This is a genomic window from Pseudoalteromonas sp. NCIMB 1079 (genome assembly GCF_040567695.1).
In the GTDB taxonomy this organism is placed as follows: Bacteria; Pseudomonadota; Gammaproteobacteria; order Enterobacterales; family Alteromonadaceae; genus Pseudoalteromonas; species Pseudoalteromonas distincta.
This window is the reverse complement of sequence record NZ_JBEWZA010000002.1, coordinates 116,479-141,473: the sequence shown is the minus strand read 5'-3', so window position 1 is coordinate 141,473 and position 24,995 is coordinate 116,479. Positions and strand designations below refer to the sequence as shown.

General features: G+C 39.5%; 24 protein-coding genes and 1 pseudogene. 16 read left to right on the top strand and 9 right to left on the bottom strand.

Annotation, left to right across the window (positions count from 1 at the left end; translation table 11 throughout):
* Positions 1 to 6: 6 nt before the first annotated feature.
* The 3 genes and pseudogenes from ABX891_RS17450 to ABX891_RS17440 all read left to right on the top strand — a co-directional run bounded on the left by ABX891_RS17450 (position 7) and on the right by ABX891_RS17440 (position 2,035).
* Complete coding sequence (locus ABX891_RS17450) at positions 7 to 363, top strand: VOC family protein (RefSeq protein WP_354630225.1); 357 nt, start codon at positions 7 to 9, stop codon at positions 361 to 363.
* Between the two features lie 150 nt (positions 364 to 513).
* Positions 514 to 1,095, top strand: coding sequence for a uracil-DNA glycosylase family protein (locus tag ABX891_RS17445; protein WP_149603756.1), 582 nt, complete (start codon positions 514 to 516; stop codon positions 1,093 to 1,095).
* A gap of 86 nt (positions 1,096 to 1,181) precedes the next feature.
* A pseudogene (locus ABX891_RS17440) lies at positions 1,182 to 2,035 on the top strand (bile acid:sodium symporter family protein).
* A 184-nt stretch (positions 2,036 to 2,219) separates the two neighbouring features.
* Here the strand turns inward: ABX891_RS17440 and ABX891_RS17435 are convergent.
* Both ABX891_RS17435 and dgt read right to left on the bottom strand, forming a co-directional pair.
* A complete protein-coding gene (locus tag ABX891_RS17435; protein WP_354630224.1) occupies positions 2,220 to 3,869 on the bottom strand; it encodes a cell surface protein in 1,650 nt (549 codons plus the stop codon).
* Between the two features lie 72 nt (positions 3,870 to 3,941).
* On the bottom strand, positions 3,942 to 5,408 hold the full coding sequence (gene dgt, locus ABX891_RS17430) for a dGTPase (RefSeq protein WP_165743992.1): 1,467 nt from the start codon (positions 5,406 to 5,408) through the stop codon (positions 3,942 to 3,944).
* A 162-nt stretch (positions 5,409 to 5,570) separates the two neighbouring features.
* Here dgt and ABX891_RS17425 point away from each other — a divergent pair, with 162 nt between their 5' ends.
* Entirely contained in the window at positions 5,571 to 6,791 is a 1,221-nt protein-coding gene (locus tag ABX891_RS17425) for an alkaline phosphatase family protein (protein WP_354630223.1), read from the top strand.
* 90 nt (positions 6,792 to 6,881) lie between these two features.
* Here ABX891_RS17425 and ABX891_RS17420 read toward each other — a convergent pair whose 3' ends face one another.
* Together ABX891_RS17420 and ABX891_RS17415 are read right to left on the bottom strand one after the other, a co-directional pair.
* Positions 6,882 to 7,625 (bottom strand): zinc-dependent metalloprotease family protein, encoded by a 744-nt coding sequence (locus tag ABX891_RS17420; protein ID WP_002959157.1) that lies wholly within the window; start codon positions 7,623 to 7,625, stop codon positions 6,882 to 6,884.
* 120 nt (positions 7,626 to 7,745) lie between these two features.
* Positions 7,746 to 8,450: a protease inhibitor BamI-like protein gene (locus ABX891_RS17415; protein WP_354630222.1), complete on the bottom strand. Its 705-nt coding sequence runs from the start codon at positions 8,448 to 8,450 to the stop codon at positions 7,746 to 7,748.
* Positions 8,451 to 8,828: 378 nt separating this feature from the next.
* On the opposite strand from ABX891_RS17415, the gene ABX891_RS17410 reads away from it, so the two are divergent.
* Positions 8,829 to 9,986: a benzoate/H(+) symporter BenE family transporter gene (locus ABX891_RS17410; protein WP_354630221.1), complete on the top strand. Its 1,158-nt coding sequence runs from the start codon at positions 8,829 to 8,831 to the stop codon at positions 9,984 to 9,986.
* A 113-nt stretch (positions 9,987 to 10,099) separates the two neighbouring features.
* Here the strand turns inward: ABX891_RS17410 and ABX891_RS17405 are convergent, their stop codons facing one another.
* From ABX891_RS17405 to ABX891_RS17385, 5 genes are all read right to left on the bottom strand, one after another.
* Positions 10,100 to 11,149, bottom strand: coding sequence for a DUF2955 domain-containing protein (locus ABX891_RS17405; RefSeq protein ID WP_024605206.1), 1,050 nt, complete (start codon positions 11,147 to 11,149; stop codon positions 10,100 to 10,102).
* A gap of 10 nt (positions 11,150 to 11,159) precedes the next feature.
* Complete coding sequence (locus ABX891_RS17400) at positions 11,160 to 12,224, bottom strand: HlyD family secretion protein (RefSeq protein ID WP_165723799.1); 1,065 nt, start codon at positions 12,222 to 12,224, stop codon at positions 11,160 to 11,162.
* Positions 12,225 to 12,232: 8 nt separating this feature from the next.
* Positions 12,233 to 12,700 (bottom strand): MarR family transcriptional regulator, encoded by a 468-nt coding sequence (locus ABX891_RS17395; protein WP_002959150.1) that lies wholly within the window; start codon positions 12,698 to 12,700, stop codon positions 12,233 to 12,235.
* Between the two features lie 133 nt (positions 12,701 to 12,833).
* Positions 12,834 to 13,718 carry a spermidine synthase gene (locus tag ABX891_RS17390; protein WP_002959148.1) on the bottom strand — a complete coding sequence of 295 codons (885 nt, stop codon included), beginning with the start codon at positions 13,716 to 13,718 and terminating at the stop codon, positions 12,834 to 12,836.
* Positions 13,711 to 14,334 carry a fused MFS/spermidine synthase gene (locus ABX891_RS17385; protein ID WP_182195735.1) on the bottom strand — a complete coding sequence of 208 codons (624 nt, stop codon included), beginning with the start codon at positions 14,332 to 14,334 and terminating at the stop codon, positions 13,711 to 13,713. The genes ABX891_RS17390 and ABX891_RS17385 overlap by 8 nt, the downstream gene beginning before the upstream one ends.
* Before the next feature lie 168 nt (positions 14,335 to 14,502).
* On the opposite strand from ABX891_RS17385, the gene ABX891_RS17380 reads away from it, so the two are divergent.
* The 11 genes from ABX891_RS17380 to ABX891_RS17330 all read left to right on the top strand — a co-directional run bounded on the left by ABX891_RS17380 (position 14,503) and on the right by ABX891_RS17330 (position 24,767).
* Positions 14,503 to 16,584, top strand: a complete 2,082-nt coding sequence (locus ABX891_RS17380) for a TonB-dependent siderophore receptor (RefSeq protein ID WP_354630220.1) — start codon at positions 14,503 to 14,505, stop codon at positions 16,582 to 16,584.
* 152 nt (positions 16,585 to 16,736) lie between these two features.
* Positions 16,737 to 17,390 carry a thermostable hemolysin gene (locus ABX891_RS17375; RefSeq protein ID WP_354630219.1) on the top strand — a complete coding sequence of 218 codons (654 nt, stop codon included), beginning with the start codon at positions 16,737 to 16,739 and terminating at the stop codon, positions 17,388 to 17,390.
* Positions 17,387 to 18,856 carry an AMP-binding protein gene (locus ABX891_RS17370; protein WP_354630218.1) on the top strand — a complete coding sequence of 490 codons (1,470 nt, stop codon included), beginning with the start codon at positions 17,387 to 17,389 and terminating at the stop codon, positions 18,854 to 18,856. Before ABX891_RS17375 ends, ABX891_RS17370 begins: the two co-directional genes overlap by 4 nt.
* Entirely contained in the window at positions 18,849 to 19,538 is a 690-nt protein-coding gene (locus ABX891_RS17365; RefSeq protein WP_354630217.1) for an iron-containing redox enzyme family protein, read from the top strand. The genes ABX891_RS17370 and ABX891_RS17365 overlap by 8 nt, the downstream gene beginning before the upstream one ends.
* Positions 19,535 to 20,305: an SDR family oxidoreductase gene (locus tag ABX891_RS17360; RefSeq protein WP_354630216.1), complete on the top strand. Its 771-nt coding sequence runs from the start codon at positions 19,535 to 19,537 to the stop codon at positions 20,303 to 20,305. Before ABX891_RS17365 ends, ABX891_RS17360 begins: the two co-directional genes overlap by 4 nt.
* A 21-nt stretch (positions 20,306 to 20,326) precedes the next feature.
* A complete protein-coding gene (locus ABX891_RS17355; protein ID WP_182195747.1) occupies positions 20,327 to 20,974 on the top strand; it encodes a tetratricopeptide repeat protein in 648 nt (215 codons plus the stop codon).
* A gap of 7 nt (positions 20,975 to 20,981) precedes the next feature.
* Complete coding sequence (locus ABX891_RS17350) at positions 20,982 to 21,641, top strand: response regulator (protein WP_282338267.1); 660 nt, start codon at positions 20,982 to 20,984, stop codon at positions 21,639 to 21,641.
* Between the two features lie 26 nt (positions 21,642 to 21,667).
* Positions 21,668 to 22,981, top strand: a complete 1,314-nt coding sequence (locus ABX891_RS17345) for an ATP-binding protein (protein ID WP_282338268.1) — start codon at positions 21,668 to 21,670, stop codon at positions 22,979 to 22,981.
* Entirely contained in the window at positions 22,974 to 23,327 is a 354-nt protein-coding gene (locus ABX891_RS17340; RefSeq protein ID WP_282338269.1) for a cupredoxin domain-containing protein, read from the top strand. Before ABX891_RS17345 ends, ABX891_RS17340 begins: the two co-directional genes overlap by 8 nt.
* A complete protein-coding gene (locus tag ABX891_RS17335) occupies positions 23,314 to 24,054 on the top strand; it encodes an iron transporter (protein ID WP_354630215.1) in 741 nt (246 codons plus the stop codon). Before ABX891_RS17340 ends, ABX891_RS17335 begins: the two co-directional genes overlap by 14 nt.
* A complete protein-coding gene (locus ABX891_RS17330) occupies positions 24,051 to 24,767 on the top strand; it encodes a hypothetical protein (RefSeq protein WP_354630214.1) in 717 nt (238 codons plus the stop codon). Before ABX891_RS17335 ends, ABX891_RS17330 begins: the two co-directional genes overlap by 4 nt.
* Positions 24,768 to 24,995 lie beyond the last annotated feature (228 nt).

Genomic DNA, 24,995 nt, shown 5'->3' with positions numbered 1-24,995 from the left:
ATAACGATGAGCGATCACGAAAAATTAAACTACGTTGAGTTTCCTGCATGCGACTTACCCGCAACAAAGGCCTTTTTTTGTCGTGCATTTAATTGGCAGTTTACCGATTACGGCCCAGAATACACGGCGTTTAGTGGCCAAGGGCTTGATGGTGGCTTTTTTAATGCGCCGCTTAAATCGCTAACTCAAAACGGTGCTGCGCTATTGGTTTTTTATAGTAACGAGATTCACGCCACGTATAAAAAAGTACAACTCCATGGTGGCACAATATTAAAACCTATTTTTGAATTTCCGGGTGGTTGCCGGTTTCATTTTGCAGAGCCGAGCGGCAATGAATTTGCTGTATGGGCAGAGAAACATTAGGTTTTAAAGGGCCTGTAGAGCGAATGAGCTTAAAGATCACGATTTTACTAACTAACGTTCGTTTTAATTAAAATAAACCGATTTTTTACCAACTCATTCATCCTAAATGGCCATTTAGGATGAATATTAAGCATTTAAGGCCAAATAAACATGAATAGTCACCAATTAATAGAGCAAGTTAGTAAATGCGTGATCTGTGAACCTCATTTACCTTTAGGGGCTCGCCCTGTTATACAATTTAACCCAAACGCACGTATTTTAATTGCAGGCCAAGCACCTGGAATCAAAGTTCACGAAACAGGTGTGCCGTTTAACGATGCAAGCGGAAACCGCCTACGAGAATGGCTTGGGCTAACACGTGATGAATTTTACGATGCCAATAATATAGCAATTTTACCTATGGGCTTTTGCTACCCGGGTAGGGGGAAGTCGGGTGATTTACCACCGAGAAAAGAATGTGCGCCTGCATGGCGCGAGCAATTATTGGCTGCACTACCAAATATTGAGCTGACAATAGTGCTTGGTAAATACGCGCAGGCGTATCATTTACCGGAGACTAAAAAAATGCCACTTACGGAGTTAGTAAAATCTTGGCGTGAGTATTGGCCAAATTATTTAGTACTTCCACATCCGAGTCCGCGTAATAATATATGGCTTAAAAAGAATCCATGGTTTGAACAAGATGTACTTCCAGAGCTGGGTAAACGCATTGCGACTATTTTAAATAAGTAATACTTCTAGTTATTGTAAAGGAGCGCTACAGTTAACTTAAAAATTAACACTCTAATTAAAAACAATAACAAACGAGGCTGTCTAATTTGAATGCATCTATATTAACCGAAGTAATACTTCCGCTCGCTCTTGCACTTATTATGTTTGGTATGGGTCTTGGGCTCACAACAACCGATTTTACTCGTCTATTTAAAAACCCGCTTGGCATTGTCATGGGTTTAATAGGCCAACTTGTAGCAATGCCTTTATTAGCATTAGGGCTGTGTTATTTACTTAACCTAGCAACGCCTATCGCTATTGGATTAATGATATTAGCTGCTTGCCCCGGCGGTACTATGTCAAATGTAGTAAGTCAGCTTGTCAAAGCTAATTTAGCACTTCGGTAAGTTTAACCGCTGCCTCTACCGCAATTAGTATAATAACCATACCGTTTATTATTGGCTTTGCTATGAGCCAGTTTGCCCCAGCAGACGATGCTACTTTTTCTATTTTAACTACTTCATTAGGGCTATTTTTTATTACCTTAGTGCCAGTTGCTATAGGCATTTGGCTACGTCACTTTAAAAGTGATTTTGCCATTAAAGCAGAGCCGTTTTTTAGACGCTTCTCGTTGTTTTTTATGCTTATGATGATTGCCGCACTAGTAATAAAAGAGCGCGATTTATTAGTTAGCTCATTTAACGGTGTATTTTGGGCGTGCATAGCGCTTAATATTGGTTCAATGGTTGTTGGTTGGTTAATTGCTAAGTGTTCAAAATTAAATTTAACTGATTCGCTGACGCTTTCAATTGAGGTTGGAATTCAAAATGCATCGTTAGCTATTTTAATCGCTATTAGCTTTTTAAATAAACCAGAATACGCAGTTACCGGTGGCGTGTATGGCCTTGCCATGTCTATAGGGCCACTGCTATTAATTGGCGGGTTAAAGCTTAAAAAATAAACTTACCTAGGGCATGTTGACCAAGTTACTTTAATTTATGGCTGCGGATAACGTAGACGTAAACTCCTAATTACTAAGGCGCATTTTAGGATGGGATAAGAGTGTAAGTAATACGGTAAAAAAGCAGTTAATTATTTAGTTACTAAAACAGCGCCTCAAATATGAGGCGCTACTTTAAAACTTACTATTTGGTTTGCATGTTTTTAGCGCGTTCTTCTGCATCTATTAATGCTTGCGATTTAGGCGCGCGTTTTTTCTCTTCTATTTTGGGTTTTTCAGTTGAGTCAGGATCCCAGCTTGAGTCTAACGATAAGTTAGCAAATGGATTGTTACTGTCTGCTTTTTTAGGCTCACTTTGTGGCTCATCAACTGGCGGTGTTGTTTGTGCTTGCTCAGGTGTTGCGCTTTGTTTTTTAGGCATCGGCTTTTCACCAGGTAATGGTGCATCTGGGTTAAATGTACGTACCTCTGGTTCTTTAAAGTCTTGCTCTGTTGTATATGTAGTCGATTGAGCGTCAGCTATTTGCTCTGGTGCGTGTAAATCTAAAACCGGCTCACTCGCTGTTACTGGCTCAGGAGTACTAATAACCGGCTCTACAGTGTTGTGTTCGGCTTCTATTGGCGCAGGCTCCGTTACTTGCGCTGTGTGGTGCTTACGTTGTTTTTTTACAGGCTTTGCATCTGGATCAAAGTCGCGTACTTCTGGCTCATTAAAGCTGCTGGCATTTTTAATACGCTCTAAGGTTGTTTTTGCTGCTGCTTCAAACTCGGCTGTATTAGGCTCAGGTTTTTGCTTTACTTCGTTAAACGTAGCGGGACTTGTCTGCTCTAAAGTATCAATTGAGTTAAGCGGTGTAGGCTCAATTTCGCTTGTTTGCACTTGTGTAGCTACGTTGTTTAGCTCATCTGAAATTTGCGGTGGTGTATGTTCAATATCAGCATTTTGCGTAGTGTCCGTAGGCTCTAAAGGCTCTTCATTTGCCTCTACGCTGCTCTTAACTGGTTTATTATCTTGAGTTACTTCGTTGATGACAACAGGCTCAATCTCTGGCTCTTTTGTTGTTTTAGTTTCAGGTTTCACTGGCGTAGCAATTTTTTCTGATTCAACTTCAGGTGGAGCCGCCATAGTAGGTTCTGCCATCGCTTTACTTTGTTTTGCACGGCGCAGGCGCACGACGACCATAGCGCCAATAAGTATCACTATAACAAGTATTAAAGTGGGTAAAAGTAATGAGCTTGTGCTTTGTGCTGCACTTTGCGGTGCAATAACTGGCGCTGGTTTAGTTAACACAGGTGCTGGTTTTACAGGTACAGGCTTTTCAAGCGTAGGTTGCACGCTTTGCTTTGGCGTTGCCGGTTGTACTTGCTCTATTGCGGCTTCGCTTTTTTGTTCTGTAACTACTTGCTCAGGTACTGCTGTTGTTGGCTCTGCATCAATTACTATTTCGTTACTGTTGGTATTTAGCTGATCGTTAATTTGTTGTTTTTGATCATCAGTTAAATTAAGTGTTTGCTCGTTGATGCTATCTTTAATAGCTTCTTCAGTGGGTTGTATTACAGGGGCAGGCTCAACAATTTTAGGTTGTGGCTGAGTAATAATGGCTGGCTCTGGCTCTATTATCTGTGGCTTTGGTTGTTCTTGAATTTCTTTTGGCTTATTACAGTTGTTTTTGTAATCACGCGCTGCCTTACGATATTTTTGACTCGCTTTATTATTACTATTTTGCTGCATTTCTTGTTTAATTAAAATGCACATAGCTTCGTTGTATGCAGCACTTTGCGCACTATAAAATAGGGCAAAGCAAAGGGTAAATATAATTAGTTTTGATATCATAAAGTTATGCGCGCTTAAATATTAATAGTTTGATTTTAAGCGCAAAATTGAAAATTATCCAGAGTAATACGACTAATCAATAACCATAAGGCTGCGATATTCATCGTAAGCAAATTGGTCTGTCATACCGCTTATATAATCTTGAATTAATCTACAGCGATAATAAAATTCGTACGCTGCAAAGTGATCGGGCTCTTCTTGCATCGCATCTATTGCGTGTTGGTAACTATTTAAGTGCTTTTTAGAGAGCTTTTTTACAAGTCGCGACTCAATTAATAAACGTGAATCGCCATTTAGAGCGCGCCTAAAGTCATCGCTGTTCAATTGCAGTAGCGGTTTGTAGCAATCGAGTAAGCCATTAATTATTCTATAACCTTGCAGCTCTAATTTTTCGACTTCTTTGTTTGAAAAAACATGCTCAAGTGCAACTTGCTTTAGCATTTTGGTTACAGCGTGTAGATGGCTCCTATCTTCTAAAAGTGCTTGGTTAAAATCGCCATGATAAATAGGTTCTATGTTCTCAATAAAGCGTTTTGCAGCATGTCCAACTAGCGGATGTAAAAGTGCTACGCGCAGGTATATAAAAAATTCGCTGTTAAAGTTATACGGTTGTGCTTTGGCGCGCTCATGTGCGTAGTCAACTGCTTTATCTACAAAAGTTTGGTGCTCAGTGTCGTCTATTGTTAGGTTTATGAGTGCTTTTTTATAATGACTTTTAAGCTGTGTACATAAGAATTCGGTGCTTATGATCCCTTTTTCAACAGCATCCTCTATATCGGCTAGGCAATACGAAATGTCGTCGGCGGCTTCCATTATATAACTTGCTGGATGGCGGCAATATTGCTCAATAGTGAGCTCTTTTTGTAGCGCTTCAACAAAGTTTTTTTCGCTGTAGTAGTAACCCACTTTCTTCATTAAGTAGTTTTTATTTTGCGGTATATCTTTTGTATCAAGCCCTGCAGGGCGAGTGTATTTTAAAATACCAGCACTTTGGCTGTAAGTTAAATTAAGCGTTTGCAACGAATGAATTATACGTATGCCTTGAGCGTTGCCTTCAAAGTTACAAATATCAAGCGCAAGGTGTTTAAAAACAACACCTATACCGGTATTGGGCTCTTTGCAGCGCTCGGGTGTTACGCTTGCTAGGTTGTTATTAAACCAGTGGTTTATTGCAGCTTCGCCAAAATGTCCAAACGGTGGGTTGCCTATATCGTGCATTAGGCAGGCCATTTCTACTAAGCTTTCTAGCGGGCGTTCTAGGTCGGTTAAACCGTAATCTTTTTGTTGTTGGTAGCTTAAATTTGCAAAAATACGTTGCACTATAAAACGACCAACCTGTTGTACCTCAAGCGAGTGAGTTAAGCGCGAACGAACAGCTGCGTTACGCTCAAGCGGAAACACTTGGGTTTTTTGCTGAAGCCTGCGAATAGCGGCACTGTTAATAATCCGGCCACGGTCGCTTTCTAGCGCCATTTGTAAGTTAGAGGTTGTGCGATACATTCGTGCTGGCGTTATTTTTTTACTAAAATCTATGGTCATCTTTATACTTATCCTTTTAACAATTGATGACTGGCATAGTTTTTAGCACATAGTCATTTGTCTTTAATATACAGGGTTTAATCTATCAGTTTGTATCATAAAGTAACAACTTGCTTTAAAATAATTTTTTGAGTAATTGTTGTGCATTTATAGGTGTTTATAATGAAACAGTGGATTTTAAAGGCAGTATCAATTTGCCTAATGTTAGGAATGAACAGCGCGTTTGCTGCAAAAGAGCAAACTGTGGTGCTTGTATCAATTGATGGCCTGCGTTGGGATTATATTGAAAAACACGGTGCGCCAAATTTAAAAGCAATGGCCGAGCGCGGTGTTCGCGCACAAAAACTAATACCTGTTTATCCAACTAAAACGTTTCCTAACCATATTTCTATTATTACGGGCTTATTGCCGGTAAACCATGGCATTGTTGATAATAGCTTTTGTGATAAAGCGCGTAAAAACGACTGTTACAGCATGGGCAAAGCATTGGGCGATAGCACTTGGGTGAAGGGGATTCCGCTTTGGAATTTAGCAAAAATGCAGGGACTTAAATCGGCTACTTATTTTTGGCCTGAGTCAGATGCATTATTTAACGGCATGACACCAGATTACTTTTATCACTATTCTAAATACAGCGATTACCAAAGCCGTGTTGATCAAATTATTCAGTGGTTAAGTTTACCAAAAGCACAGCGCCCACGTTTTATTGTGAGTTACTTTTCGCTAGTTGATAGCATGGGTCATGAGTTTGGACCAGACGCACCACAAACGCGAGATGCAGTTAAACAACTTGATGAATTAATGGGACAATTACAAACCCGCTTAAGTAAATTAGAGCAAGAGGTAAACTTAGTTATTGTCTCGGATCATGGTATGGCGAGTATAGATCCAGATAAAAGTATTGATGTAACCACACTGCCTAAAGATGAAAACTTTTTAGTTAAAAACACCGGTCCACGTTTACTTATTTATACTCAGCCTGATGCTAAAAATGCTGATATTGAAGGTTACAAAGCACGCTTACGGGATGCGTCAAACGGTCGCTATACAGTATTAACTGACGAGCAGTTAGCAGCGTACCATTACAATAAAGGCACTCGCGTAGGCGATATTGTGGTGCAAACTACAGCGCCAGCGGTATTTACCAATGGTAAAAAACCAACCTATTTAGGGACTCACGGTTATGCATATACCGAGGATATGGCAGCATCATTTATTGCTGTAGGCCCTGCATTTAAACAAGGTATAAGCCTTAAAGAAGTGAGTAACCTTGATATCTACCCAGTACTTGCAAAAGTGATGGGGCTTAAATTGTTAAACAAAGTAGATGGCAATGGTAAAACATTAATGCCAGCAATTAAGCAAAAAGTGGTTGTGCATTAGCTTAATCTATAAGAGCGCGTAAGCGCTCTGCAGGGAAGAACATGTTAAAACTTTAAAGTGGGCTATTTAGCCCACTTTTTAATGCGCTACTTATTTAAAGTTAGCAATACTTGTTTTTGTAGCAGTAACCGTGCGAATTGCATACGCTTGGTTTGTAATACCAAATGCAATACCGTTTACGCTCCAGTTAGGGTTAGAGAAGTAATCGTACTGAGTTGCGCTACCGTAAACGTGCGGGTAAGCCATAATACTTGCAAACTCATTTTGTACGCCATGACCCATGCCATCAACATATACACCGCCAGATGTGTCACCTTGTTTGCGTGAATGCGCTAAACCTTGGTTATGACCAAGTTCGTGTACAAATGTAGTTGCACCACAATCAATTGCAGTGATTGAGTACATACGGCTGCTCATTGAGCTATATAGATTGCCATTAGTGCCTTGGCCAACCCATGCTAAACCACATGAAATAAGCCCATTGCCAGCACTTTGGCCAGTACCTAATACGGCAATCATGTCGGCTTTCCAATCGCTGCGTAAACCATCTACGTAGCTGCTATTTGTAACCGAATCTAACCAATCCTCAGACGGCGTTACTGCGTAGTCACCTAAGTTTTGTTTGCCAGCTAAGCGTAGTGTTATATCAACGCCATTTTGGCTATATACCTGATTACTAAAAGCAATTAGTTGATTTATTTTAGTGTCAATATTACTAGTTGCAGCAGCTGATTGGTCGGTATATAAAATACCGATATCGATTGTTTCTGCTTGCGCAACACTTGCTGCACATAATGCCGCAGCCAGTGCGGTTGTTGTGATTACTTTTTTCATTATTGTATTTCCTTACTCTTGTTGTGGTTGGAACTGTTTTTAACTTGGTTGAGATCATAAAAAGCAGACACACTAAAGCTGCCTTATAGTGCGGCTTTAATTGCTTTTTATACTTTTTGGTTAGCCATCAATTTTTGGTGCAAATATATCGATGCTTTTATCTGATTTGGGCTTTGGTGCGGTTACTTCATGCTCTATGTGGCTTTTATATAAATCGCGTTTTGCTGCAATCCATCCGTACTTACCTTTACTTTCGAATACATAATTGCCAGAAGGCGCAGTAAATTGGCCATATACGGCATCTTTACCTACTGTTAAAACGGTATTATGTATGCGACCGTCAACACCCACTATTTTACCAAATATGCTCTTATCGCCATTTTCAGACTCAACCACATTAGTCACTTCTGCGGTGAATGTTTCGGCTGTTTGCGGAATAGCTAAATCAAAATTTTCGCCAGTCTCTAACGCCTGTAAAGAATTTAAATCAAACTCAATGTAGGCTTCGTTATGTAAGTCGGTAGGTAAAACTTTTGCGTTTATAAGCACTTGCTTTGCTTTGTCGGATAGGCGATTTACGGCATCAAATTCTTCAAACGGTAAGCTGTTGTCAGGGGCAACAATGGGTTTAACGGTAATGGGATCTTTACTCATATCAATAGGTGCAGGGGGATGCGTATTGCGCGTTTTTTGTAAATCAATAGGAACAAAATCAATAGCAACAGGCGCGATAGGTTCGCCCGTTTCATCTGCATTAAAAAATAGCCCATAAACTGCAAATGCCGATAATGGCATAGCAATTAGTAAGACGACAGATCTCTTCATTTGTTTCTCTTTTAGTGTTTTTGGTTAACTATTTGTTACGTTTTATATTATTAAATGGATTAGATCAAGATAATAAATGTAACCGAAAAGAATTATTTCTTAATTTTATAATTCCTTATAAAATATAAGGATATTTATTTTTGGTGTGTTTTTTGCTCTTTTTAGTATTGGTTTTTAGTAGTGTTTACGCGGGCTTTGGTGCAGTTACAGGTACTTGTTTGTTTGGTTAAATACAATGGTTAAAAGTGACTTTTTGACGTTAATTACAATGAAAAATAAAAAGTGAATTTATTTCACCTTTTGTAAACCAATCGCTAATTGCAATGTAATTATTGGGCACGTATGTTGTGTGCTGCATAAATGCATTACGAGGAATTTATGAAGGTGTCTGATCAGTTGCTTAACCGAATTACAGCAGGACTTGTGGCTGTAATTATTGGTTTTTCGAGTTCTATTGCATTAATTTATCAGGTAGTAATAACCCTTGGTGGTACGCCCGATTTAGTAGCTAGTTGGATTTTAATGCTCGGTTTAGTGATGGGCACAACGTCAATTGGTTTATCGTACTATTACAAAGTACCTGTTTTAATTGCGTGGTCTACCACAGGAGCTGCATTACTTATTTCAAGTGCCCAAGGGTATAACTTAAATGAGGCTATTGGCGCGTTTATGCTCAGTGCATTGCTCGTGTTTTTTTCGGGGGTTACGGGCTGGTTTGAAAAAATAATGAACCGAATTCCAAGTGAGCTTGCATGCGCCATGTTGGCCGGCGTGCTTGTTACCTTTGGTATCGATGTGTTTAATTTTATGAACGACATGCCTTTAGTAATTGGTTTAATGGTCGTTATGTACTTTATTGGTAAACGCTTTTTTGCCCGCTTTGCTATGTTAAGCGTGCTTATTATAGGTGTATTACTCGCTTGGCAAATGGGTCATATTGATACCAGCGCACTGCACTGGAAAATGAGCGAATTTGCTTATATTGAACCCGCTTTCCACTTGCAAGCATGTATTAGTATAGGTTTACCACTTTATATAGTTACCATGACTTCGCAAAATTTACCGGGTATTGCGGTTTTAAAAGCACATAAATATAAAGCGCCTATATCTGCATCTCTTAATGTTACTGGCTTTGTAAATATGCTTAGCGCTCCTTTTGGAGCCTACTCTATTAATTTAGCCGCTATTACCGCAGCTATATGTATGAGTGATGAGGCGGATAAAAATCATGATAAACGTTATTGGGCGAGTATAGCGGCTGGCGTATTTTATATTTTAATGGCGCTGTGCGCAGCTACATTAGTTGGCTTGGTGGCAAGTTTACCGCAGGCTCTTATTTTAGCTTTGGCGGGCATTGCGCTATTTGGCACCATTGCTAATAGTTTGCAGCAAGCCCTTAGTCGTACTGAATATACTGAGGCCGCAATAGTCACTTTTTTAGTAACTGCATCTAACTTAACATTGCTTTCAGTGGGGTCTGCTTTTTGGGGGATTATAGCCGGTGTGCTAACGCTTATTATCACCAGGAAAGACTAAAAACTGTGAATATGTAAAGCGAAAATACTGCTCATATAGATGATTAAAATAGTTTAACCACGCTTATTAAAAAGGCTGCAATTGCAGCCTTTAGTTTTACAAACAGGGTTTACCTAATCATAAGTATGATGGCGAGTTACGCTAAACCGATTAAGTATATGATGGATAACATACACAACACATAAGCTTGAGATTATAGCCACAGATACCGAACTAAACCGGTACATTGCACTATAAACAAGATCTTGGCCTGGCCCGAGTGAATTTCCAAACAAAATACCAAATGTAGTCAACACACCAAAACCAATGCCAGGTATGCCTCCGCCTAAAATATGAAAGCGCGCAAAAACAAACGAAAGTATCCATAAAATAGCCATCGGAAAAAGTAAAAAATCAGAGTGACTATACAAAAATAGTTGCGATAGTAACGCTGCATTACAGCCTATAAGCGTTCCAATTGCTCGCTGCCAACCGGCCATACCTGCGGCTTTCCAGCACAACGAAAATAAAATAAGCACAGAAGCTGCCTGCGCAGATATTGAGTCTTGTAAATCAAGAACCTGAAAAACAACAAAAGAGAGCGTAGCCACGGTTGAGCATAACAATACCTCATGGCGAATACTTTCTTTTGCTTTAGCTGGCATTACTCGCCCGGGCCTTGCGGTTACATCAGGAAATAGGCCATGCATTAATGCTCCAATAATAACGGTTAAAAATATAGCCAAACCATTAGTTAAGATTAATGGATAAATACTGCTTCCTTGATCAACATAGCTGGAAAAATGTAGCTGAATAGAAAGACTGATCACGCCTAAAGCGCCAAATAAAAAGGCACTACCGCTACTCATTTTATGAAATAAAAAGCAGAAAACACCAAACACTAACAATGTCATAACGACTGGCAAGTGAGAAAACAATCCCTGCATTATCAGCACTATAAGTGCGCTAAATGCAGCAGATGCTATAAATTGATTTATAAGCCCACGACTTAACGTAGGTACCATGCCCAATATCAACATAGGATAAACGGTAAAAAATATACCATTGGGCCAGTTCATTAATTTACTAATGGTAAAGCCAAGGGTACACCCACCTGCAATGCGCAGTGCTTGGCGAAGGCCATTGGAGTCTAATTGTGGGCCTTGGCTAACAATTTGAGTCATAAAGCCTCCATTAATAAATGTAGTGTAACCAGCTAATAAACCTGATTTGTGCAGAGCCAAACCATTGCCCAATTGTTGATTCTGGTAATAATTGTACTGTTGCACGTGAGCCACTAGGCATGTTTGCTATTAAGTCTTGATGATTTATCAGCTTTAAGTGAATGCGTTGACGCTGTGCATCACGCACCCAGCGATTACTGGTTTCTGTTGTACTTAGTAAACCATTAGCACTAAGTTGACCACTGCTAACGCCTGCTTCAAATGTTTCAAGTATTGCGTCGTAAACTTCACCTGGACGGCTATCAAATACTACGCGCGCTTGGGTGCCTTGCTTCATATTTGTGAGTGACTTTTCTCTAAAGTCGGCAACTAAATCTGCCTTTTTAGCGACAATAGCTAATAACGGGCTGCCTGCAACTGCGTATGCGCCGTTTAATAATTGTAAGTTAGCAACTACGCCGTCACTTAATGCGCGCACTTTTGTGTAGGATAAATTTAGCTCAGCTTGCGCTAACTGGTTTGCAGCGTGGCGCATGGCTAAGTTTTTGTTCCCTGAGTCACCTCTAGCTAAAACCGCTTCAGCTAACTGCGCTTCAAGGGCTGCAACATTTGCTTTACTCGCTTCAAAATTAGCACGAATGCTTTCAAGTTCTTGCTCCGATATAGACTTTTGCTTATAGAGCTTTTCGCCTCTGCTTTTTAATAGTTTTTGCTCATGCTGTTTAGCGTTTGCAGCACTAATTTGTGCTTCAAGCGCTTTAACATTGGTATCAAGGCGTTTATTTTGTAATTTGGCATCATCAAGGGCGAGTTGAGCTTGTTCTTTAGCTAAATTATATGGGCCTTCATCGATACTAAATAATATATCGCCTGCTTTAACTGATTGGTTATTACTAACTTGCACACTAGTGACTCGGCCACTAATTTGCGGTGATATTTGCACAACAGGGTGATAAACACGTGCTTGTGGTGTCACAGGCAAAACCATATCGGCCACTAAATAGTAAATAAATACTAAGATAAACCCTATGAGAGAAAACCTTACATAGCGTGCAAACTTTTGATCCGGTGTCATTTTTAGCCTTACTTATTAACTTGAATACATTTAAGGGCGTTTTGCTCCATTTTGATCAAACCAAATGCAATCGCATCTAGTTGCTCAACAGATAAACCGCTGTATAACTGATTTTTTATATCGGAAATAGTCTCTTGCAATGAATGTAAAATGGCATCACTTTGCTCAGTAAAATAGAGTCTTTTACTGCGCTTATCATGTTTGTCTACACGGCGAACAATTAACGATTGCTCCTCTAATTGCTTAAGCGTACGAGTCAATGAAGGCATTTCTATCCCTAAGCTATTAGCAAGCTCAAGTTGTGTTAGTCCCTCACCACGCATACTAATATGCATTAGTGCAGTCCAGCGCGATTGAGTAAGCCCTAAAGGCTCAACCGCAATGGTTACCGCTTCGCGGCATAAGCGATGAACTCGACCCATATTACCGATAACAGTTAAATCGAGCGTTTCGTGAAAAGGTTTGTGTGTAGGCATAGCCATCCCAACATAGTTAGCAAGCTAACTATTTTATCATTACTTAGCTTGCTAAGTAAATATATGAAAGAGAGGGAAATGGTAAAATATTTGCCAAACCTCACTTGTAAAAATGGTGAGGTTTGGCAGGAGTTTAAAAGTTAAGTAAATTAGCAGGGGAGTATTGATCGGTAAGTACTTTTGTATCTGCGGGCCAATCTTGGTCGTTTTTAGTAAATTGCATAAATTGGCTAATCGCTTTTATGTCTATACCGTATTTTACTAATTTAGGGGCAAGAGCATTTACACGCGTGTTAATTTGCGCTTCGCTCGGCATTGATTTAAGTCCCGCTAAAATAATACGGTTACTACGATTTTCGCGACTTACATTTATAAAGTCGCCAAATACAGCGTGGTAAGTTGCCGACTCATGTTCATAAAGTTTACTACTTGAAAACGTATTTGCAGCTATAACGCCGCCTTCGGCTAATACGCTTTGTACTTCTTCAAAAAACTCTTTAGTAAGCAAATGCTCCGGAATATAGTCGCCGTTAAATGCATCCAAAATAATCCAATCGTACTTTTGTTTTTTAATAGCGGCACGTTTTATAAAAATACGGCCATCTTGCACGCTTGATGTCACTAAATCGTTTTCTATAAAGTTAAAGTAATCGCGTGCAACTTTAGTTACTGCGGGATCTATTTCAACATTATGAATTTTTGCAGTGGGGTATAGCTCATGAATAACGTTAGAAAGCGTACCGCCACCTAGCCCTATAATAAGTACATTTTTAGGATTGTCGGCTACTAAAAGGCTCGCAAAAGTCAGTTTAGTGTAATTAAAAACAAGTTTGTCGGGATTGTTTTTATACATACAGCTTTGGCTTGTTTGGCTACTTTTAGTATTAAATTTAAGGCAACGTAAGTCGCTCGTTTCTTCAACAATAATATTGCGATAAAGCGAGCGCTCTTCGTGGATAACTTTACTGCACGCAAAACCCGAAAATGCAATTAACGGTAGTAGTAAATATTTAAGCATGAGCAAGCTCCTTATTACTAGCCAAGGTGTTAATTACAATCGCGACTATACCCAGTGACCCAAGCGTTAAAGCAAAGGCGCTAATAATAGTATTTACGTCAAACGCGAGTACAAAGTAAAACGAGGTAATTATAGTACCCAGTGCACTGCCAAGTGTACTTACAAAGTATAAACGCCCAGCCACTTGGCCGCTTTTATCGCTATCGGTTACCAGTAAGCGCACAGAGTAGGGCGAGATCATGCCTAAAATAACGGTAGGTATAAAAAATAAAGCAGTTGACGCTAAGAGTGAGCCGTAGCGGCTATCTTCAATATGGGTAAATATAAATTCCATGATTGGCTGCGAAAATAATGTAATAGGCACCACCATAATGCTGGCTATTAAAAATATTAAACCATATTTGGTAAGTGATGCATTTTTAGTGCTGAGTTTACCGCCAAGTAAATACCCAAAAGATAAACTAAGCATAAATACTGTAATTATACTGCCCCAAATATGTACGCTACTACCAAAAAAAGGGGCGAGAATTCTCCCTCCTAAAAGTTCAATCCCCATAATGCAAAAACCGCTGCAAAAAGCTAAAAAGTAAATTAACGCGTTTGTTTTTATGCTCATGTAATTATCGTTATGTAACTTAAGTAGAACACTATACTAACGTGATGACACGGCAGTCGCTAGTGCATTAATTAATCGCTCAGTGATTTTTTAAAAAGAAGTTTTGTTATAAAGTAACACATGCTACAATTTTGTTATACTATAACACTTGCTTAGTTAATCAATCACATGAAGTACTCTTTAATTTATTTAGCCTGCCTAGGAATTAGTGCGCCCAGTATTGCGCAAGATCCAAAAGAAGAAATCGAAAAAATATCTGTCACTTATAAACAAGCTTATCGCGGTGATATTCCTCAAAAGCAAATGCCACAATCTATAGTTAGTATTAATAGTGCTGAGCTTAATAAAAAAGGAATTACTCAACTACAAGATGCGCTTGATTTTTCAGCTAGTATTTCACGTAAAAACAATAGCGGTGCATTGTGGGATAGCTTTTCTATTCGTGGCCTTTCGGGTAACGAAAATATGCCATCGGGCTATTTAGTTAATGGCTTTAGCGGTGGGCGTGGTTTTAGCGGCCCGCGTGATGTATCTAACATTGATTACATTAAAGTACTAAAGGGCCCTGGTTCAGCACTTTATGGGCGATCAGAGCCAGGCGGTACTGTAAATATTGTAACTAAAAAGCCACAGTTTGATTCACAAGGCGAGATAAAACTAAGCTTAGGCAGCGACAGTTTTAATCGCGTTGAAGGCGATTACACTCAAGGCATTAACGATACCACCGCGTTTAGAATAAATGGCGCATGGCAAGATAGTGACAGCTACCGCGATGAGGTATACACCAATAAAAAGGTGATTACGCCGTCTATATATCATCAAATAAACGCATCGACCAGTGTAACTTATGAGTTTGAATACGTAGATTTAGCTCAGCTATTCGACCGTGGTGTTGTCGTACTCGATAACGATTTTGACACCGTACCAAGCTCGCGCTATTTAGGTAACCCAAACGATGGAGACACGCAGGTTTACTCTCGAGGCCACCAAATTACGCTTAACCACGATATTAACGATGAATGGTCACTCGTTGTAGGTGCAAATTATCGAGACTCTAGCTTAACGGGTTTTTCGTCAGATGCAGAACTTTCGCCATCGCGCCAATCGTTATTTGACGATGGCCGCACACTTACTCGCCAGCAGCGCTATCGCGACTACGAGGTAGAAGATTTAAGTGTAAAGTTTGAAGTTAGTGGAAGTTTAGATACAGCCGGCATTTCGCATCATTTATTAATAGGTATTGATGCATATAAATACGATTTGCGCACGGCGCTTTCTCGTTATCGTGGCGGTAATGGCACTTATACTATTGATATTTTTGAGCCTGATTATTCTGGTGAACGTCCTGCTGTTTCGCTACTTTATGAAAATGATGAAGAGCAAAACGCTTACGGTATTTACATTCAAGATCAAATAGATATCACTGATAAGTTTAAACTTTTACTTGGTCTTAGATTTGATAGCGTAGACCAAGATATTTTAGAAACCAACAGCGGTGTGTTTTCAACCAGTTCTGAGAGCCAAATAAGCCCACGCGTTGGCGTAGTGTACGAACTAAATAATACAATAACCTTTTACAGCAGTTACTCTGAAGGCTTTTTACCACTGAGCGGTACTGATGCAAACGGCGACCCGTTTGGCTTTGAGTACAGCGACTCGTTTGAAGTTGGTGCTAAGTTTGAATACTTAGGTGTAAACGGTACTGTGGCATTTTTTGATGCTTCTAAAAGTAATATGTTAGTAGCAGACCCCGTAAACGTTGGTTTTTCGGCTCCCATTGGTAAAGCTGATAGCAAAGGGTTTGAGCTTGATTTAAATACCTATATTACCGATGCAACAGCATTTAACTTATCGTACGCCTATATAGATGCCACCACAGCAAACGACATTATTAATGCCGATTGGGGCGTGCCAATAGAAAAAGGCAGCCCACTGGTAAATGTACCAAAAAACAATCTAAACCTTACACTTAGCCATCAAACAGCATTAATGGGTAAAGAGCTTGAGTTTGGTGCAAGTTACCAATATACCAGCAGCCGCCTAGGTGATGCCGCAGATTTGAGCTTTAGACTACCAAGTTACCAATTGGTCGGCCTGTTTGGTCAATTAAATTTAACAGATAAAACAGAGCTAAATGTGAGCATTAATAACATTTTTAATGAAGACTACGCTCAAAGTAGTTACAACGCTTTGTGGGTTTATCCGGGGGCGCCTACGCAATTTAAAATGTCGATAGCTTATAATTTTTAATAGCTTAGCTTATTAAGCTTTTAAACAGTTTTCATCCTGAAGCGCCTTAATTTAATAATTAAGGCGCTTTTTTATTTAAATTAAGGTTTCTTAAGTTTTCTTTAAGTTTCGCTCGCTAAGTTACAAACATACACTTTATATGAGCGATGTTTATGCAATTAGCACACCTACCTTCATCACCCGTTTATATTCAAAATAACTCACGCTTTGTTAGTGCTCGCGTTAATGATGAGCATAGAAGTGCGTTAGAAAACACAGTTAAAGAAGGGTTTTTAGTCGCTTACAACGCCACGCTTACCTCTTTTATGCCATTACTTTGCCAATACACGACAAACGAAGGGCAATGCACATTGGGTTTAAGGCAAGCAACAGCTCCTCTATTTATAGAGCAATACTTAGCACAGCCCATTGAGCATTTTTTACCTGAGAACACTCAGCGTAATAAAGTATTTGAGCTTGGCAATCTATGCTCTACACATCGCAAAGCAACGCTTGGGCATTTTATTGTTGTTAATGAAGCCCTGCAAAGTGTAGGAGCAAAACATTTAGTATTTTGCGCCACTAAAAAAGTGCGTGCACTGCTGCGCTTATTAGGCGTTAACTGCACTGAAATTGCTGTGGCAAACAGTTTTGTTGTTGAGCATCCGCTAAGTTGGGGAAGTTACTACGCTAATCAGCCTACCGTATGCGTTGTGAGTTTAGAGCAAGCTCACCAACAAGTATTAAATACCCCAATGCTTTATAGTTTGATGCAGCAAAATCACTCAAATATCAGTTCTTTGGTAAATGCATTGGTGAATGTATGAATTACTATAATACCCATGCAATATCGCCATTAATTATTGCCCACAATAAAGAGCAAACACTTGAAATTAACGGTGATGAGTTTAACCAGCAAATACAAAAAGTAGTAAAAATACTACAAAGCTTTAACGGCAAATGTATTGCTTATAAGCTCGATAATACGCCAGCTTGGCTTATTATTGATGCCGCTACTGCGGTTTCTAATAAAGTGGCTGTGCCAATTGCTCACTTTTTTAGTGAACAACAAACTCAATATGTACTAGCGCAATGCGGCGCTAATGTATTTATGAGCGACACGCTAAACCCTTTATTTGGGGAGCAAACCGCATCAATTACTTTATTTGAGTGTTACACATTATATATTTACGAAATCGTTGTAGCTAACCCCGGCAGTTATTTTCCAGAAACTCAAAAAGTAACGTTTACATCAGGGTCGACTGGACAACCAAAAGGCGTGTGTTTATCTGCAAATAGCCAAATGCAGGTAGCTCAATCTCTGTGCGATAAAATTAATATTAAAAAGCCTGTGCATTTATGTTTATTGCCGCTTGCTGTATTGCTTGAAAATATAGCCGGTGTTTATGCCCCTTTAAAAAGTGGCGGTACAGTGCATTTAATGCCGTTAAATGAATTAGGCTTTGTTGGTACTGCATTAAAACAGCCCGCACAGCTTATTGCTGCGATTGATAAAGTTAAGCCAAATACGCTTATTTTAGTGCCTGAACTATTAGCATGCTTAGTTACTTTTGCAGAAGATGGGTGGCAACCGCCTAGTTCGTTACAGTTTATTGCCGTAGGTGGTGCGCTTGTCAGCGAAATGCTATTAACCAAAGCGCGTAGCTTAAATTTACCAGTATACCAAGGTTATGGACTTTCTGAGGCGGCATCTGTCGTTAGTTTAAATACGTCCACAAACGATAACATCCACAGTGCCGGCTCTGTGTTACCTCATATTCAAACCAAAATTGAAAATGGTCAGCTTTTTATAAAAGGTGATTTGTTTTTAGGTTACTTAAACCATCAACCTCACAATAAAAACCAGTGGTATGCAACCGGCGATCTAGTCGAGCAGCATCAAAATACTTTATTTATTAAAGGCCGATTAAAAAACCTAATTATTACCAGCATGGGTCGTAACATCAGTGCCGAGTGGCCTGAATCACTATTACTCAGTCAAAGCGGTATTTTACAAGCCGTTGTGTTTGGTGAGGGGCGACCTTTTCTCAGTGCCATTATTTACGCCGATACAAAGCTAAGTAACCCAGTGTTAGCGCAGTACATTAACGAAATTAATAAACAACTACCCGACTATGCACGAATTCAAAAGTGGCATCGTTTAGCTGCCCCATTAAGTGTGCAACAAAGATTATTAACAACAAATAATCGCCCAAAACGAGATGCCATAAGTAAGCAGTACCATGCTGTGTTTGAGCAATTTTACCGACTTGGAGAAGTAATTAATGAGTGATTTTTTTAACATCCTTAAAGAGCAAACTAAACAAGAGCAAAACTATCTGCTTGCAGCGCCTATTATTCAGCGTGTTTTTAAAGGCGAAGCATCACTTGAAGAATACGCCTCGTTTTTAGCACAAGCGTATCACCATGTTAAGCACACTGTGCCATTAATGATGTCGGTTGGTGCACGATTAACCGACGATCAAGAATGGCTGCGCGAAGCGGTCGCAGAATATATTGAAGAAGAGATTGGTCATCAAGAGTGGGTACTTAATGACATTGCAGCATGTGGTTTTGACAAAGAAACAGTACGGTGTAGTCAGCCGCAATTTGCTACCGAAATGATGGTGTCGTATGCGTACGACTCCATTGCACGTAAAAATCCGTTGAGCTTTTTTGGCATGGTGCATGTGCTTGAAGGCACTTCTATAGCGCTTGCTGATGGCGCGGCTTCAAACATTGCAAATGCTGTGGGCTTACCTAAAAAAGCATTTAGTTATTTAACCTCTCACGGCGCGCTTGATATAGAGCATGTAAAGTTTTTTGAAAACCTAATGAATCAAATAACAGACGAGGCGGATCAACAAGCCATAATTCATGGTGCAAAGCGCTTTTATCGTTTATACGGCGATATATTTCGTGGACTCGATGACGAACCATTTTTTAAAGCAAGTGTACAAGGCAAATTGGTATGAGTAGTTCTTTGTGTGTGCTCACTGGTGCAACAGGCGGAATAGGGCAAGCGATTGCTAAAGCCCTATATGCAAAAGGGTGGAAGTTACTGCTTGTAGGGCGAAATACCCAAGCCCTTGAAAAACTGAGCCGTGCATGCCCAGACAGTGAAATATTTACGGGCGATTTAACCGACGATACAACACGTATTAACCTAGCAATAAAAGCCAAGCAACTCGGCGGCGTTAAATTACTTATTAATAACGCAGGTATAAATACAATGCAAAGCCTTGAGCACACAAGTAATGAGCAAATAGATAATATGCTCATTACTAATTTGTCGGTGCCTATTAAATTATGCCAGCTATTTTTAGGGCAGTTAGCGTATACCAAAGGCACTATTGTTAACGTGGGATCATCGTTTGGCAGTATTGGCTACCCATTTCAAACGCTTTATTGCGCCAGTAAATTTGGTTTACGTGGCTTTACAGAAGCGTTATCACGTGAGTTGAATGGTTCAGGCGTTAAAGTGACCTATTTAGCACCAAGAGCAACAGATACATCCATTAATAGCAGTAAAGCGCGGGCAATGAATAAAGAGCTCGGCAATAAAATGGACTCGCCAGAATTAGTTGCTCAAGAGTTATTAGCTCTTATAAGTTCAAACCAAACAAGGCGCTTTATTGGTTTTCCTGAAAAATTATTTGCACGCATAAATGGCGTATTCCCAAGCGTTGTTGATAACGCTATTGCAAAGCAACTTCCTAAAATTAAACGTTTTTTAAGTTAACAAACACACAAGGGCAAAATTATGTATAAATTTACACTCGCATTTTATTTAATACTAACCTCTGTATTTGCGACTGCAGTACACGCAGATGAAGCGCAAGACTTAACCGATATTCAACAAAAGTGGGCAATTGCTAATTACGAACTTGAAGACGATGCACAAATAGACGCGTTTACTCAACTAAGTGAGCAAAGTGCACTATTTGTTAAAAACTATCCAGGTTCGGCGCAGACACATATTTGGAATGGCATTGTGTTAGCCAGCTTTGCTGGCGCAAAAGGGGGCTTGGGCGCACTTGGTTTAGCAAAAGAAGCAAAAGCGTCACTCGAAAATGCACTCTCGATTGATGGCACTGCACTCAATGGCTCAGCTTACGCTAGCCTAGCAACACTTTATAGCAAAGTACCTGGCTGGCCAATTGGTTTTGGTGATGACGACAAAGCTGAAAAATTATTTAAACAAGCGCTAGCTTTTAATCTCGAAGGCATTGATACTAATTACTTATACGGTGAATACTTGTATGACGAAGGCGATTATAAAGAAGCGAGAGCACGACTACTTGTAGCACAAGCGGCGGGAATTCGTGATACTCGTGCGAAAGCAGATAAATATCGTCAACAAGCAATAAGTCAGCTATTGGAAAAAGTAGATAAAAAATTAAAAAGATAAACACATAATGCATTTATTACTCGTTGAAGATGATCATTTAGTGGCGCAAGGGCTTATCCGCTCTTTGCGCCAAGAGGGCTACAGCGTAGAGCACAGTGGCACTGTAAAATATGCCTTGGAGTGCCTTTCTAGTGGTGAGATTGAACTTGTTATTCTCGATTTAGGATTGCCTGATGGCGATGGCTCGCAAGTTTTAAAGCATATTAAAGCACAAAAAAAAGTTATACCAGTGGTTATTTTAACTGCTCGCGGCAGTATTGATGACAAAGTCCAAGGGCTAGATATGGGAGCAGACGATTATCTTGCAAAGCCGTTTGACCCTGCTGAGTTATTTGCTCGATTACGTGTAGCAAGTCGGCGTATTAACCAAACACAATCAAGCTTATTGCGCTGTGGTGATGTAGTAATGGATTCCTCTGCTCATACAGTTAAGCTAAGTGGGCAGTCACTTACACTACCTCGAAAAGAATACATGCTTTTAAAAGCGTTAATGGAAAATCAGGGAAGGGTGCAATCAAAACAACAACTCGAAAACAAACTTTATCAATGGGGTGAAGAAGTTGGCTCTAATACCATAGAGGTGCATATTCACCATCTTCGTAAAAAATTCCCTAGCGATTTTATTAAAACCTTACGTGGTATTGGATATGTGGTTGGTAAGCGTTAGAGTGTGTTTATATTTCGAGGTTGAAAATGTCTATTCGTAAACGCCTGACCTTAATTTTACTTTCAATGATGGTGCTTACTTGTTTTTTAGCATTAGTAAAAGGCTACCAAAAAAGCATGCTCCACGGCGAAAACTTGCTTGATAATGAACTTAAAATAGTGGCTGGCGTTTTAATTGAACAACCATTGGCACTAAGCACAGATGCAGTACAAGTAAGTAATAATAGTGCTCAATTGTTGTATCAAATTTGGCAAAATAATAGTTTACTTAGTGGCTCATCGAGTTTAAAGAATAACCAAATTAGTTTTAGCGAGGGCTTTCAAACTGCCAATGTAGCAGGGCAGCGTATGCGAGTGTTTGTGATGAGAAAAAATACCCGTAGAGTCATCGTTGCTGAGCCTTTGGCAAAGCGTTTTGAATTAGCTGAAGCCGTTATTTTATCTGCAATGTTACCTATGCTATGGGCAGTCCCTCTGCTTGCTATTTTTATTAGCTTTTTTGTTAAATACGCATTAGCCCCTCTTACTCGATTATCTAAGCAGCTGGCTACTCGCCAAGCAAACGACTTTACACCAATTAACTGGCAGGTAACCGATGAAGAAATTAAACCTGTTATTAATCGTTTAAACGATTTATTTAAACGAGTAGAAACAGCTTACTTACGAGAGCGTTTTTTTGCCTCAGATGCAGCTCACGAATTACGTACCCCGCTCAGTAGCTTAAAAATTAATGTACATAATTTGGCTAATAAACAAAGTAACTCGCAAAACCATCAAGAATTACAAGCCATGTCACAAGGCATTAATCGCTTAAGTAATATTGTTGAACAAATGCTAATTTTAGGGCGCACTCAGCCTGAGCAATGGCAGAGGCAGTTTAGTGAACAGTCATTGCTAGCGATTACTCAGCAAGTCGTATCGGAGCAATACGACAAAATAGACGGAAAAAACCAAACGATTAGCCTCGAAGGTGATGATTTTGTAATTAATGGTGATGAATTTACATTAACCACACTCATCGCTAATTTACTTAGCAATGCCATAAAATACACCCCCAATAATGGTCAAATTATAATTAAATTAGCGTCAAGTAATAACGGCTTTAGTTGGCAAATTGATGATTCTGGTGCGGGCATGACTGAAGAGCAAAAAGAGCGAATATTCAATCGCTTTTATCGCGTGGGTGGCGATCAACATCCATCAGGCGAGCAAGGTGCGGGTTTAGGTATGGCGATTGTCCAGCACATAATTGCTATTTATGGCGCAAGTATTCATTTAGCGAATAGCTCTTTAGGCGGACTAACCGTTAAGGTTACTTTTATAGGAGTAAAAAGTGACTAAACGTTTATTTAATCAGTGCCTTTGTTGTTTGCTATTTTTGTCGTTTAACGCGGCAAGTAAAGAGTATCTTATTATTTTAAAAGATCATTTGTTTTATCCCTCGCAAATAATTATTCCCGCAAACAAAAAAGTAAAACTATTGATAGAAAACCAAGACAAAACACCAGAAGAGTTTGATAGCTTTGATCTAAACAGAGAAAAAGTACTCTACCCAAATCGTAATAGCATTATTTATATAGGACCGCTAAGTAAAGGGCATTACGAGTTTTTTGGTGAGTTTTCGCCCAATACAGCAAGGGGCGTTGTAATAGTTGGTGATGAGGAGGCGCAGCATGCTAATAACTAGTTTAGTCATGAGCCTTAATCAATTACTACCGGTGGCTATTTTATTAGTGCTACTACAAGTAGTTAAAAAACAGAGCTCTTTGCAAATAGGGTCTGTTTTAGTAATAGGCGCGCTAATGTCGTTTTTGTACATGCAAAGTGCATCGTGGGTGAGCCAATGGTTTGAACACCAAGGGTTAGAGTACTCACAAATAGGGCTATGTATTACTATATTTATAGCCGTATTAGTATTTGCAATAAAACAAAAATCAGCGGCTTTTTATATTGCTGTTATAAGCACAATAACAATGTATTTAAGCCACTATATTATTTACCTCACCAGTTTTTGGCAAAGTAATGATGCAGGGCAAAGCTTATTTATTGGCACTTTATTAGGTGTTGGAATTTGTTTAAGTTTTAGCGTATTGCTGTACTTTTTAATGAATGCAATTAAGCACCGCTTTGGTATGTATCCGCATTTTACTTTGCTCGCTTTTAACAGCGCGGCTAAGTTATTAGTTGCACTGGATTTGGCAAGCCAAATAGATTTAATTACCAGCACCGCAACCGTGTGGGATTTACGTGATTTTTTAAGCGAAAACTCTGAGCTAGGCCGCGTATTGCGTGCTCTTGTTGGTTACGAGGCCACTCCTGATTTAATGAGTGTACTTATATATAGTACAAGTAGCGTGATATTTTTATCACTTTGTTATGTTATTCCGGCTTCAATAACTAAGGAACGTGTATGAAAGCACTCAACCTATATTTAGCGCTTAGCTTTACCGTTTTTTGTTTATTGGTACTTTCAATCCCAGCAAAGGCCGATGGAATTGTTGTTGATAAGGTATATCACCCCTATGTTTTACCTTTTGAGCGAGAGTTTGAATGGCGGTTAGTGTCGCACCAAACAGATAGTGGCAACATACTCGCGCAGCGTTTGGGTGGTGGTGGAGCTATTAACGATACAATGGCACTAGAAGGTTACATAGTTGGTGAGCGAGATGATAACGGCGACTTTGGTTTAGAAGCTTATGAGCTTGAACTACGCTGGCAATTGATTGAGCAAGGTAAATTATGGGCCGATTGGGGGGCATTATTTGAGCTTGAAAAAAAACATAATGAAGATGTGTATGAAGCAACTTCGGGTCTTGTGATCGAAAAAGAGTTTGGCAAAACAAGCTTAACTATGAATGCTTTTTTGGTTTACGAGTGGGGGCAGGATATTCAAAATGAATGGGAAAGCGAGTTTAGAGCGCAATATCGCTATCGCTACCGTTCTGCTTTTCAGCCATCTATTGAGGTTTACGTAGGTGAAGACTTTATTGGTATAGGGCCTGGCTTTATAGGTTTACAGCGCTTTGATGGGCAAAAGCAATTAAAATGGGAAGCGGGTTTCATCACTGAGATAAGCCAATCAGAAAAAAACCATAGTTTTAGGCTCGCATTAGAATTTGAATTTTAATAACCAATAAAAGCGACTTTGGTTGTTTATTACTCTGATTATAGATAGGTACTTGACATGTTTTAAAAAATCTATATAGTGGGCTGCAGCTAGAAAGAAAGCATGTAAGCTATAAATCTCCATTTCGATGTTGTATAAGTAATACTTGTAGTACCGTCCTGAAGTTTTTAAAGTACCATCTCATTTTTTGCTACACCCGCTCTTATGAGCATATTTTTTATTTTATAT